Below are 11,813 nucleotides of genomic sequence, written 5' to 3'. Positions count from 1 at the left end.
CCCTTTACGCCGAGCGCAGGCCAAGCTGCTCCCTCGTCACGCGGTCAGCGCGCTGCAGCGGCCGAGCACGAAGTGCACGCCGCTCCTCGAGACGCTCACACCGAGCGCTGCGGATGGCGTCGATCCATTCGCTGCGCTTGTGTACGGCGAAGTCGCTCTTCGTGACGACGATGATGATCCACCCGTGGGCGCGCAGCCACGCTCGCCGTTCCGCATCGTGCCGACGGTCCTCCGCTGAGGTGTGGTGCTCCTCGCCGTCGTACTCGATCCCGATCTTGAGCTCCTCGTAAGCGTGGTCGAGCCGATAAACCGGATTGCCACGCTCGTCGAACACCGAGACCTGGAGCTCGGGGCTCGGCAGTCCCTCCTCCACGATCACGACGCGGGTGACGGACTCACCTGGGGACTCAGCGCGAGGATCGAGGAGCCGCACGACCTCGCGCGCCTGGATGACCCCCCGACGTCCTCTGAAGCGCGGCAGCTGCTGCAGCAAGCTTTCCTGGCTCATCCCCTGAGCACGGAGCAGAGCATCCAGAGCGGCGACGGCTTCGTAGCGACTCAAGCTGCACGCCAGGTCGAGAGCGGTGCGCAGCGGCGTACACACGCGCACGCCCTCGACCCAAGTCCAGTCGTCGACCGAGAGTGACCTGGTGCCACCTCGAACTCCGCCGCGACGGACACGCGAACCGCCCCGCAAGGAAAATGCGTCGATGGGTAGAGGGAACTTCAGCTCAGCCAGGGCGTAGGTGTCGACGCCCCACAACCATGCCGCTGTCCGATCGACGATGACGACATGCGGGGCGACCACCTTCGCCAGGCAGCGAGCCCGCAACTCGACCGTGTCTGTCAGCGCCGAGGAGAGATAGGCGCCGCGCAACGGCACGCGCACGATCCCCTCCTTGACCCAGCGATCCAGGAGGTGACGCGAGACGCTGGCTCGGAGCGCGTCGTACCGGGTGAAGGGCCCGTCTGCGAGTCCGACGTGGGCCAGGCGGCCCAGGTCGAGCGAGTGATTATCGAACTGCATCGCAGCAGTGTCGATCAAGCCGCTCGGTCGATGGGTTCACGCCCATGATCTGTGGATATCGAGCGGGTCAGGGATCAGACGGCGACACTTGTTGACGTCTCGCGCCTGCACAACCGACGCCTCGCGCCTGCACAACCGACGCCTCGCGCCTGCACAACCGACGCCTCGCGCCTGCACAACCGACGCCTCGCGAGGGAGGGTTAGAGGGCGGAGCCCTCTTGGTAGTCGGCCCACGACAGGTTCCAGTCGCCGAAGCCGTTGGAGAGCTCCATGGGGCGGTCGGTCCCGGTCACGTCGACGACGTCACCGCGCTGGGTGAGCGAGTACAGCCACCCGGCGTTCTCGGTGCTCATGCCGACGCAGCCGTGGCTGACGTTCTCCGAGCCCTGCGAGCCCACCGACCACGGGGCGGCGTGGATGAACTCGCCGGAGTAGGTCACGCGCTGGGCGTACTGCACGTTGCTCAGGTTGTAGTACTCCGGGTCGCTCTCGGAGATGCCGGTCGTCGCGGCGTCCATCCGCTTGCTCTCGAACTTCTCGATGATCACCTTCACGCCGGAGCGGGTGGTGAAGCCGGGCTTGCCGGCGCTGATCGGGATGGTGCGGAGCAGACGACCGTTCTCCACGACCTTCATCGTGTGCGCCTGCACGTCGATGTTCATGAACAGCGAGTCGCCGACGGTGAAGCTGGCCTCGCGGTCCTCCTGGCCGAAGATGCCGTTGCCGGCGTTCACGCCGTTGACGTCGGCGTCCACGGTGACCTCGGTGCCGGGCTTCCAGTACGTCTTGGGACGCCAGTGCACCTCGGTGTCGGACATCCAGTACCACGAGCCCTGCTGGACCGGGCTCGACTGCACGTCGAGGTGGCGCTCGATCTCGGCCCGGTCGGTGACCGGGACGTCGAAGGTCACGATGACCGGCATGCCGACGCCGACGGTCTCGCCGTCGAGCGGGGCGATGCTGGCGTAGGTCTGGTCGTCCAGGGTCAGGTCGGCGGTGCGGAACGTGCGCGACAGCGTCTTGGGCAGGCCGTCGGCGTCCTCACCCTTCGCCTCCACCCGGTACGTCGTGCCCGGCTCGAGCCGCTCGGAGGCGGTCCAGGCCGTCCCCTTCTTGTTCATCTCCCCCGGCACGGCCGCACCGCGGCCGGTCGTGAAGGAGACCTTGTCCAGCGAGCCGGACTCGGCCGAGACCGCGAGCAGCGTGTCTACCGGCACCGGGGCCTGGGCACGGGCCGGGAGGTTGAGGTCCAGGCGCACGGCCGACTGCGGCTTCGCGACCGTGCCCTCGGCCCTCGCGCCGGCCCGGTCGGAGGAGCCGGGCTCCTGCGACGGGCTGCTGCCGTCACCCTCGATGATGCTGCAGGCGCCCAGCAACCCGACCGCGGTCACGGCGGCGGTCGAGAGCGCGACGGAGCGGCGGAGCGTGCGTGCGGAACGTGCACGACGGGACGGCATGCGGGAATCCCCCCTCGGGATCGACGGCTGTCTTCGTCAGCGTAACAACCGACCCGTCGGTAACCCGCACTCCGCGAGCGTGGCGGGAATCACCTGCCTCGCGGACAACGCTTCACCGGGCGCGCGCGTCAGGGAGCGGCAGCTCAAATCCTGCCGGCGTCAGTGCGCGTGCTCGCCCTTGTAGTACTCGAAGATCAGTCCGCTCAGCGCCGAGGCACCGATGATCCCGCCCAGGATGAAGAGCCACCAGGCGGCGTTCGCCACGGCGAAGACCATGACCGCGAGGCAGAGCCCGCACCACAGCGGCCACCAGGAGTAGGGCGGGAAGAAGCCCAGCTCACCGGCGCCGTCGGCGATCTCCGCGTCGGAGCGGTCCTCCGGTCGCGGGTCCAGCCGGTTGGCGTGGAAGAAGAGGTAGCCGAAGACCATCGTGGCCAGCAGCGCGGTCATGACCAGCGCCGACGTGCCCGTCCAGTCCTTCGACATGACCCAGTAGAGCGGGCTCACCAGCCACACGAAGATTGCGCAGATCCCGAAGATCCAGGACTCGGTCTTCACCCGTGCACGCCCTTTCCACCACCGACGCCGGAGGACTCCGGGTCACTCTCGCCCAGCTCCATCGCCGCCACCTCGGGGTGGTGGAGATCGAAGGCCGGGGACTCCGAACGGATCCGCGGGATGGTCACGAAGTTGTGACGCGGCGGCGGGCAGGAGGTCGCCCACTCGAGCGAGCGGCCCCAGCCCCACGGGTCGTCGACGGTGACGTCGGGACCGCGCGAGGACTTGTAGACGTTGTAGAAGAACGGCAGCATCGACGCGGCCAGCACGAACGAGCCGACGGTCGAGACCTGGTTCAGGAAGGTGAAGCCGTCGCTGGGCAGGTAGTCGGCGTAGCGCCGCGGCATGCCCTCCGCGCCGAGCCAGTGCTGCACCAGGAACGTGGTGTGGAAGCCGACGAACAGCATCCAGAACTGCAGCTTGCCGAGACGCTCGTCGAGCATCTTGCCCGTCATCTTGGGCCACCAGAAGAAGAAGCCGGCGAACATCGCGAACACCACCGTGCCGAACACGACGTAGTGGAAGTGCGCGACCACGAAGTAGCTGTCGGACACGTGGAAGTCGAGCGGCGGGGCCGCCAGGATGACGCCGGTCAGGCCGCCGAAGAGGAACGTCGTGAGGAAGCCGACCGACCAGAGCATGGCGTTGTCGAAGGACAGCGAGCCGCCCCACATCGTGCCGATCCAGTTGAAGAACTTCACACCCGTGGGTACGGCGATCAGCAACGTCATGCCGGAGAAGAAGGCCAGGTCGACCGCGCCGGTGACGTACATGTGGTGCGCCCACACCGCGACCGAGAGGAACGCGATGCCGAGCGTGGCACCGACCAGGCCGACGTAGCCGAAGACCGGCTTGCGGCTGAACACCGGGAGGATCTCGGTCACGATGCCGAAGAACGGCAGCGCGATGATGTAGACCTCCGGGTGCCCGAAGAACCAGAACAGGTGTTGCCAGAGGATCGGGCCACCATGGGCGGCGTCGAAGATGTGGGCCCCGAACAATCGGTCGGCCTCGAGGCTCAGCAGGGCGCCGGCCAGGATCGGGAAGGCGATGAGCACCAGGATGCTGGTGACCAGCACGTTCCAGGTGAAGATCGGCATCCGGAACATCGTCATGCCGGGCGCGCGCATGCAGATGACGGTGGTGACGAAGTTGACCGCACCGAGGATCGAGCCCAGACCGGCCAGCCACAGACCCATGACCCACAGGTCGCCACCGACGCCCGGGCTGCGGACGGCGTCCGACAGCGGCGTGTAGGCGAACCAGCCGAAGCCGGCCGCGCCCGAGGGCGTGAGGAACCCGGAGCCCGCGATGAGGCCGCCCCAGAGGAAGAACCAGTAGCTCAGCATGTTCAGCCGCGGGAACGCCACGTCGGGCGAGCCGATCTGCAGCGGCATGATCACGTTGGCGAAGCCGAAGAACAGCGGCGTCGCGAACAGCAGCAGCATGATCGTGCCGTGCATCGTGAAGAGCTGGTTGTAGAGCTCGTCGTTGACGAACTGCTGACCGGGGCTGGCGAGCTCGGAGCGGATGACCAGCGCCATCACACCGGCGGCCAGGAACCAGGCGAACGACGTGCCCAGGTAGAGCTTGCCGATGAGCTTGTGGTCGGTGGTCGTGAGGACCCGGACGACCTGCTGGCCCAGCGTCTTGCGCGGGGCCGCGGTGGTCCTGGTCGGCTCAGCGGTGGCGGTCACTCGCCTTCTCCTGTCTCGTCGAGGCCGTCCTGGGTCACCGAGTCCGAGCCGCCGAGCGCCTCGCCCACGTTGCCCTGCTCCTCGAGCTCGGACAGCTGCTGGGCGTACTCCTCGGCGCTGACGACCTTGACGTCGAACAGCATCCGCGAGTGGTAGGTGCCGCACAGCTCGGCGCACTTGCCGGCGTACGTGCCCTCGCGGGTGGGGGTCATCGTGAACTCGTTGTCGCGACCGGGCACGACGTCCATCTTGTAGGTGAACGCCGGCACCCAGAAGGAGTGGATGACGTCGGGCGAGGAGAGCTCGAAGTTCACCGACTCGTTGACCGGGAGGTAGAGCGTCGGCGGGTCCGCCGGGGTGCCGGCCTCGTAGACCGTGGTGGAACCGTCGAGGGCCTCGTCCTCGATGTAGTTGAAGGTCCACGACCACTGCTGGCCCACGACCTTCACCGTGTGGTCGGGCTCGCCCGGGGCGGCCTGGACCTCGTCCTGCGCCTGGATGATGAAGTTGAAGAACACCAGCACCATCACGACCGGGGCGACGGTGTAGAGGATCTCCATCGGCAGGTTGTAGCGCGTCTGGACGGGGATCTCGTCGTCGCTGCGACGGCGGAACTTGATCACCGCGTAGGCGATGAGCCCCCACACGAGGACACCGGTGGCGAGGGCCGCGACCCAGGTCCACTGCCACAGCGTGATGATGGCGTCGGAGCGGTCGGAGGCGCCCTCCGGGATGGCACCGCGCTGCCAGGCGTCCTGCTGGTCCTGCGAGCAGGCCCCCAGCAGGAGGACGGGCAGGACCAGTGCGAGGCCGGCGAAGGCCCTGCGCACACGTCGGGGCAGCTGCAGACCCACTGAGAAGGCCTCTCTCCTCGAACAGACGGACATCGAAACCCTACTACTCACTGGTTCCTCAGAGGACCCTAGGGCCGCACACATCGGGAGGTGTTACGTCACGTCCTCCACAGCGTCGCCCCCAGAGGGTCCCGAGTCGGACACACCTGCCCCCTCAGGGGCGGGAGGTGCGCACCCGGACGGCGACCTCGGCGGCCGCCTCCGCGCCGTACGCCGACGCGAACCGGTCCACGAACGCCTGGTGGTGCAGGGCGTACTCCTGGGTGCCGACCCGCTCCACGACGTACGCCGCCAGCGCGCAGCCCAGCTGGGCGGACCGCTCGTGGCCGAGGCCCCACTCCAGCCCGGCCAGGAACCCGGCGCGGAAGGCGTCGCCGACGCCGGTGGGCTCGACCGGGACGACCCCGGGGACCGCCGCCACGTGGACGGGCTCGGCACCGTGGGTCTCGATGCGCACGCCCTGGGCGCCCAGGGTCACCACCCACGTGCCCACCCGCGCGAGCACCTCCTCGGCGCTCCAGCCGCTCTTCTGCGTGATGAGGGCGGCCTCGTACTCGTTGGAGAACAGGATGGTGGCGCCGTCGACGAGGTCGCGGATCATCTCCCCGTCGCCGAAGGCGAGCTGCTGCGAGGGGTCGGCCAGGAAGGCGTAGCCCCGGTCGCGGCACTCCTGGGTGTGGCGCAGCATCGCCTCGGGGTCGTTGGGGCCGATGAGCACGGCCGGGCGGCCGTCCCAGGCGTCGTTGCCGAGGTGCTCACCCAGCCGGTCGACGATGGGGCGCAGCTCGATGTCGCGCGCCTCGGTCATGGCACCGGCGTAGAAGGACGCGATCTGGGCCATGGTCGCGTCGTTGGTGCACACGAAGCGGGCGGTGTGGCGGCTGCCGGACACGTGGATGGCGCTGCAGTCGACGTTGTGGCGCTCGAGCCAGGAGCGGTAGTCGACGAAGTCCTCCCCCACCGCCCCGACCAGCACCGGGCGCAGCCCGAGGCTGCCGAGACCGAAGGAGATGTTGGCCGCGCACCCGCCGCGGCGGACCTCGAGGTCCTCGACGAGGAACGACAGCGCGATCTTGTCCAGCTGCTCGACCACCAGCGAGTCGGCGAACTTGCCGGGGAAGGACATCAGGTGGTCGGTGGCGATGGAGCCGGTGACGAGCAGGGACACGAGTACCTCACGGGGCCGGGACGCAGGGGGACACAGGGCCCTCGAACACTACTTGCCGGTACGAATGGGTGGACCCGTCGGTAACCCCTACCGTCGAAGCATGAGCACCACGAGACTCGCGTACGACGACGCCGTCGCCCTCACCGACATGCTCGGCGACGCCCGCGCCGTGACCACCCGGCTGCACCTCCCTCAGCAGCGCGCCGACGCCCCGGCCCACGCCGCGGCCGCCGGAGCCGGCACGCCGGCGATCAGCGAGTCGCTGGCCGCGCGGGCCGCCGACCTCGAGCTGCACCTCGCCTGAGCCTGGCTGCACCTCGCCTGAGCCCCGTCCGGGCCGCGCCACCTCTCCGGGTTGCCGCACCGGACTAGCGTCGGGTCTGCGATGACCCCCTCCGCGTTCGACTTCCTGCCCCCGGACGACCGGCCTCCCGCTCCGGTCGAGCCGGCGGTGCGCCGCAAGGGTCGCCCGACCGGCCTCCTCGCGATGGCTGCGGTCATCGCGTTCGTGCTCCTGTGGTGGCTCTTCAGCGGCAACGGACCCCAGGGCCCGGACGGCAACGACCCGGTCCTCGCCGTCCCGGACGTCGACGCCTCGGCCGACGCGGGCAGCAGCGAGGGCCCGGTCCCGGTCGCGCTGAGCAACGGCCTGCGGCTCACGTCGTACGTCGTGACCGACGGCGACCGTCTCGACCTCGACGTCGCCGTCCCCCGGGGCACCTGTGCGGACCTGCTGTCCCCGCGCCTGGTGGAGAGCGAGGTGTCGGTGACCGTGACCGTCACCCACTCCACCGAGCCGGACTGCTCCCCCACGGCCCGCGACCTGACCGACACGGTCTCGGTGCGCCTCGACTCGCCGCTCGACGGGAGGGCCGTCCTCGACGGGGCCCTCGCCCAGCAGGTGCGGGTCGAGCCGGCTCCCTGAGGGTGCAGGAACGGCTCGAGCCGCCCCCGCCGAGGCGGGAGCGGCTCGATCAGGGCTGACCGGTGACCGGTCGGCCCGAGGCTCAGTGGAAGGAGTCGCCGCAGGCGCAGGATCCGCCGGCGTTGGGGTTGTCGATGGTGAACCCCTGCTTCTCGATGGTGTCCACGAAGTCGATGGTGGCGCCGTTGAGGTACGGCGAGCTCATCCGGTCGACCACGACCTCCACGCCGTCGAAGTCGGTGACGATGTCACCGTCGAGGTCGCGCTCGTCGAAGAACAGCTGGTAGCGCATGCCGGAGCAGCCACCGGGCTGGACGGCGATGCGCAGCTTGAGGTCGTCACGACCCTCCTGGTCCAGGAGGCTCTTGACCTTGGCGGCGGCCCCCGTGGAGAGGTTGATGCCGTCCGCCCTGATCGGGGTCTGGGTCTCGACCTGCTCGGTCACAGTGCAGCTCGCTTTCGTCGAGAGAGGTGCGACGGAGGTCCCGTCGATCACCTCAATCGTCGCACACCGACGGTTATTCCCCTCACCGCGACCACGAGCGCGCCACGCGCTCGGCCACGGTCGCCAGGCTGCCCGCGGGGTCGGCGAAGGCGGCCTCCTCCCCCACGACGTCGACCAGCGCGTAGGCCGCCTCGACACCCATGGTGCGCATCTCGCGCGAGCCGAGCAGCACCGCGCCGGCGATCGCCACGCAGGGGCGCACCGCGGACGCGGCGACCGCAGCCACCCCGGAGGGCACCTTGCCCGAGCGCGAGGAGAAGTCGAACGCCCCCTCCCCGGTGATCACGAGGTCCGCGGCCCGGGCCCGCTCGGCGAGCGAGCAGGCCTCGGACACCACGTCGATGCCGGGGCGGCGGGCCGCCCCCAGCGCGATCAGCGCGAAGCCGAGGCCGCCGGCGGCGCCGGCCCCCGGGGTCGAGATCGAGCGCGGCGCCGTCGCGCGGGCGAAGCCCTCCAGCAGCGCGTCGAGAGTGCTGATGCGCTCCTCGGCGACCCCCTTCTGCGGGCCGTAGATCTTGGTGGCGCCCAGCAGGCCGAGCAGCGGGTTGTCCACGTCGGAGGCAACGACGACCTCGACCTCACCGAGCCGCGCGCGGGCGGGTGCCAGGGCGACGGCGCTCACGCCCTCGAGCCCGAGCGGGCCCTCCTCCAGCGTCCCGCCGGTGTGGGTCGCCCCCAGGGCGGCCAGCAGTCCCGCGCCGGCGTCGTTGGTGCCCGAGCCCCCGAGGCCCAGCACCACCCGCGACACCCCGGCGTCGACCGCGGCCGCCAGCAGCTCGCCGACGCCGTACGACGTGGCCCGCTCGGGGTCGCGCTGCTCGACCGGCACCAGGTGCAGACCGCACGCCTGGGCCGCCTCGACGTACGCCGTGCCGCCGTCGCCCTGCTCACGCGCGACCAGGAAGGCAGCCGGGGTGGGGTCGCCGGCGGGGCCGCGCACGGTGACGACCTCGAGCTCCCCGCCCAGCGCGGTGTGGACGACGTCGACGAAGCCCGGGCCGCCGTCGGCCATCGGGGCGAGGTCGAGCTCGTCGTCGGGCGCGTGCCGGCGCCAGCCCGCGGCGATCGCCTCGGCGGCCTCGACCGCGGTCAACGTGCCGGCGAACTTGTCCGGAGCCACGAGAACCCTCATGTCAGCTTCCCTTCACCTCGGAGGCCGGGTCACAGACCCGGGGCGCCCCAGAGTGCCATCCAGCGGCTGAGGTCCGCCTCGACGGGCAGCTCGTTGCGCAGCAGGTCGCGCACCTGGAGCTCGAGCACGTTGTCGCGCTGCTGGCCCTCCAAGGGCGCGAACGGGTAGAAGCTGCCGCTCTTGTGCAGGTAGACCAGGGCGAGGACCCGCCCGGTCGCGTCGCGGAAGCCGATCTGCGAGCAGAGGATCTGCGCGGCGAAGCCCTGCACCTCGAGGCTGCCGACCACCGTGTGCAGGTCGGTGACCAGCGACTCGACGTCGTCCTGGCGCGAGACCAGCCAGGTGAAGCCGTAGCCGTCGGTGACGAGCTCGACGGGCAGGTCGTCGTCGGCGTCGAGCAGCTCGACGAGGTCGCTCAGGGTCTGCGCGAACGCCGGCCCCTGGGCGCCGCGGAAGCAGATCGCGCCGGTGCCGGTCGGCACGAAGGACGCCGCGGACTGCAACGTCACGGCGGCCGAGGGCAGGGCGAAGAGGCCGTCGAGCTGTGGTCCGCGGACCGTGCGCCGGCCGCGGAGGCTGTCCCAGATACCCATCCCGGGGCTCAGCGCGGGGGCCCGGCGGGGCCGGTCGGCCCGGACGGGAAGCCGCCGTCGAGCGGTCGGCCGAGCTCGGTCGCCACCTGGGCCAGCTGCGCGAGCCGCTGCTCCAGGGAGGGGTGGGTCGAGGTCAGCGTCTTCCACGACACCCCGGCCACCGCGGGGGCGATGAACAGCGCGTTCATCGGCTCCGCCGCGCGCAGGTCCTTCTTCGGGATGACGGCGATCTCCCCGCTGATCTTCGTCAGCGCGCTGGCCAGGGCCGACGGGTTGCCGGTCATGAACGCGCCGGCGCGGTCCGCCGCGAGCTCGCGGTAGCGCGAGAGCATCTTGGTGGCGACGAAGCTGATGGCGTAGACCACGATGCTGGCCAGCAGGATCAGCAGCCAGACCGGGACGCCGCTGCGGTCGTCGCGGCGCCCGCCCAGCATGCCGAGCCCGCCGAACTGCGCGCCCCGCAGCACCATGCCGGTGATGATGCCGGCGGTGGAGGCCAGCGACATCACCATGACGTCGCGGTGCGCGACGTGGGACAGCTCGTGGGCGAGCACGCCCTCGAGCTCCTCGAGCGTCAGTCGGTCGAGGATGCCGGTGGTGACGCAGACCGCCGAGTGGCTCGGCGAGCGGCCGGTGGCGAAGGCGTTCGGCAGGTTCGTGTAGGCGATGGCAACGGTGGGCTTGGGCATGTCCGCGAGCGTGCAGAGCCGGTCGATCATGGCGTGCAGCTCGGGCGCCTCCTGGGGGCTGACGACCCGGGCCTTCATGGCCTTGAGCGCGAGCTTGTCGGAGTTCCACCACTGCCACCAGACGAAGCCCAGCGCGGCGATGCCGATGATCAGCCCCAGTCCGCGCCCGGCGAACAGGATGGCGCCGACCACGACCGCCACGAACAGCAGCCCCAGCAGGAACATCGTGGCGGTCATCCGGGCGGTGAGCCCGTGGTCGGGGGCGAAGCGGGTGCGACTCACTGCTTGTCCTGGTCCTCCACCGGCTCGGCGACCGGCTGGGCGGCGGGCTGGCTCGGCTGTGCGGTGGCGGCCGGACCGGAGGCGTCGATGGCCTGGGGCGCCGGGGTGCTGTCGATCGACTGCGGCGGCTGCACACCGGCCTTGAGCTGCGCCAGCTCGGCCTCGACCTGCGAGGTCGAGGACATGGCGGCGAGCTCGCGGTCGATGTCGTCGCCGCCCCCGCCGACGCGGTCCTCGAGCGCGCCCGAGGCGATGAGCTCGTCGATGGCGCCCGAGCGGGCCTGCATCTGCGCGGTCTTGTCCTCGGCCCGCTCGATGGCCAGGCCGACGTCGCCCATCTCGTTGGAGATGCCCGAGAACGCCTCGTTGACCGAGGTCTGGGCCTTGGCGGCGTTGTAGGTCGCCTTCAGCGTCTCCTTGCGGGTGCGGAAGCCCTCGATCTTGGTCTGCAGCCGCTGCGAGGCCAGCGTCAGCTTCTCCTCCTCCGCCTGCAGCTGCGCGTGCTGCTGCTGGAGGTCGGAGAGCTGCCCGGTCAGGCCGCTCTTGCGGGTCAGCGCCTCGCGGGCGAGGTCCTCGCGCCCCTGCGCCAGCGCGGTCTGCGCCTGGGTGGTGAGCTTGTCCGACCCCTGCTGCAGCTGCGTCATCTGGATCTCCAGACGCTTGCGGCTCGTCGCCACGTCAGCCACGCCGCGGCGTACCTTCTGCTGCATCTCCAGCATCTTCTGGTAGCTGTAGTCGAGCGTGTCGTTGGGGTCCTCCGCACGGTCGAGCGCCTTGCTCGCCTTCGCGCTGAAGATCATGCGGAACCGCTGCCAGAGAGCCATTGCCCTGCAGCCCCTTTCGATGGGACGGACGTGCCTACGCTCCCCAGCCTACGAGGCCGGAGCACGTCGCGGTACACGCCGAGCCGCTCGGGTGCTGCCGGG

At 70.4% G+C, this 11,813-nt stretch carries 13 protein-coding genes; 2 read left to right on the top strand and 11 right to left on the bottom strand.

Annotation, left to right across the window (positions count from 1 at the left end; genetic code table 11):
* Window positions 1-4: 4 nt before the first annotated feature.
* The 6 genes from G7072_RS06595 to G7072_RS06570 form a co-directional block, all read right to left on the bottom strand.
* Window positions 5-1,027, bottom strand: coding sequence for a DUF559 domain-containing protein (locus G7072_RS06595; RefSeq protein WP_166084812.1), 1,023 nt, complete (start codon window positions 1,025-1,027; stop codon window positions 5-7).
* Window positions 1,028-1,227: 200 nt separating this feature from the next.
* Window positions 1,228-2,484 carry an Ig-like domain-containing protein gene (locus G7072_RS06590; protein WP_166084811.1) on the bottom strand — a complete coding sequence of 419 codons (1,257 nt, stop codon included), beginning with the start codon at window positions 2,482-2,484 and terminating at the stop codon, window positions 1,228-1,230.
* A 159-nt stretch (window positions 2,485-2,643) separates the two neighbouring features.
* Entirely contained in the window at window positions 2,644-3,042 is a 399-nt protein-coding gene (locus G7072_RS06585; protein WP_166084810.1) for a cytochrome c oxidase subunit 4, read from the bottom strand.
* Window positions 3,039-4,739 carry a cytochrome c oxidase subunit I gene (ctaD, locus tag G7072_RS06580; protein WP_166084809.1) on the bottom strand — a complete coding sequence of 567 codons (1,701 nt, stop codon included), beginning with the start codon at window positions 4,737-4,739 and terminating at the stop codon, window positions 3,039-3,041. Before ctaD ends, G7072_RS06585 begins: the two co-directional genes overlap by 4 nt.
* Complete coding sequence (coxB, locus tag G7072_RS06575; protein WP_240917174.1) at window positions 4,736-5,593, bottom strand: cytochrome c oxidase subunit II; 858 nt, start codon at window positions 5,591-5,593, stop codon at window positions 4,736-4,738. Before coxB ends, ctaD begins: the two co-directional genes overlap by 4 nt.
* 154 nt (window positions 5,594-5,747) lie before the next feature.
* A complete protein-coding gene (locus tag G7072_RS06570) occupies window positions 5,748-6,761 on the bottom strand; it encodes a carbohydrate kinase family protein (protein WP_166084807.1) in 1,014 nt (337 codons plus the stop codon).
* Window positions 6,762-6,861: 100 nt separating this feature from the next.
* Here G7072_RS06570 and G7072_RS06565 point away from each other — a divergent pair, with 100 nt between their 5' ends.
* Both G7072_RS06565 and G7072_RS06560 read left to right on the top strand, forming a co-directional pair.
* Window positions 6,862-7,065 carry a hypothetical protein gene (locus G7072_RS06565; protein ID WP_166084806.1) on the top strand — a complete coding sequence of 68 codons (204 nt, stop codon included), beginning with the start codon at window positions 6,862-6,864 and terminating at the stop codon, window positions 7,063-7,065.
* 81 nt (window positions 7,066-7,146) lie between these two features.
* On the top strand, window positions 7,147-7,686 hold the full coding sequence (locus G7072_RS06560) for a hypothetical protein (RefSeq protein ID WP_166084805.1): 540 nt from the start codon (window positions 7,147-7,149) through the stop codon (window positions 7,684-7,686).
* Between the two features lie 82 nt (window positions 7,687-7,768).
* On the opposite strand, the gene G7072_RS06555 is transcribed toward G7072_RS06560, so the two are convergent.
* The 5 genes from G7072_RS06555 to G7072_RS06535 form a co-directional block, all read right to left on the bottom strand.
* Window positions 7,769-8,101, bottom strand: a complete 333-nt coding sequence (locus G7072_RS06555) for an iron-sulfur cluster assembly accessory protein (protein WP_346766226.1) — start codon at window positions 8,099-8,101, stop codon at window positions 7,769-7,771.
* Window positions 8,102-8,213: 112 nt separating this feature from the next.
* Entirely contained in the window at window positions 8,214-9,323 is a 1,110-nt protein-coding gene (locus G7072_RS06550; RefSeq protein WP_166084803.1) for a glycerate kinase, read from the bottom strand.
* A gap of 29 nt (window positions 9,324-9,352) precedes the next feature.
* Window positions 9,353-9,916 carry a hypothetical protein gene (locus G7072_RS06545; RefSeq protein ID WP_166084802.1) on the bottom strand — a complete coding sequence of 188 codons (564 nt, stop codon included), beginning with the start codon at window positions 9,914-9,916 and terminating at the stop codon, window positions 9,353-9,355.
* An 8-nt stretch (window positions 9,917-9,924) separates the two neighbouring features.
* The gene (htpX, locus tag G7072_RS06540) at window positions 9,925-10,887 is read right to left on the bottom strand and encodes a zinc metalloprotease HtpX (RefSeq protein WP_166084801.1); all 963 of its coding nucleotides are present in this window, start codon (window positions 10,885-10,887) and stop codon (window positions 9,925-9,927) included.
* A complete protein-coding gene (locus tag G7072_RS06535) occupies window positions 10,884-11,711 on the bottom strand; it encodes a PspA/IM30 family protein (protein WP_166084800.1) in 828 nt (275 codons plus the stop codon). Before G7072_RS06535 ends, htpX begins: the two co-directional genes overlap by 4 nt.
* Window positions 11,712-11,813 lie beyond the last annotated feature (102 nt).

The organism is Nocardioides sp. HDW12B (assembly GCF_011299595.1).
GTDB lineage: Bacteria > Actinomycetota > Actinomycetes > Propionibacteriales > Nocardioidaceae > Marmoricola_A.
This window is presented reverse-complemented; position numbering and strand designations above follow the sequence as displayed.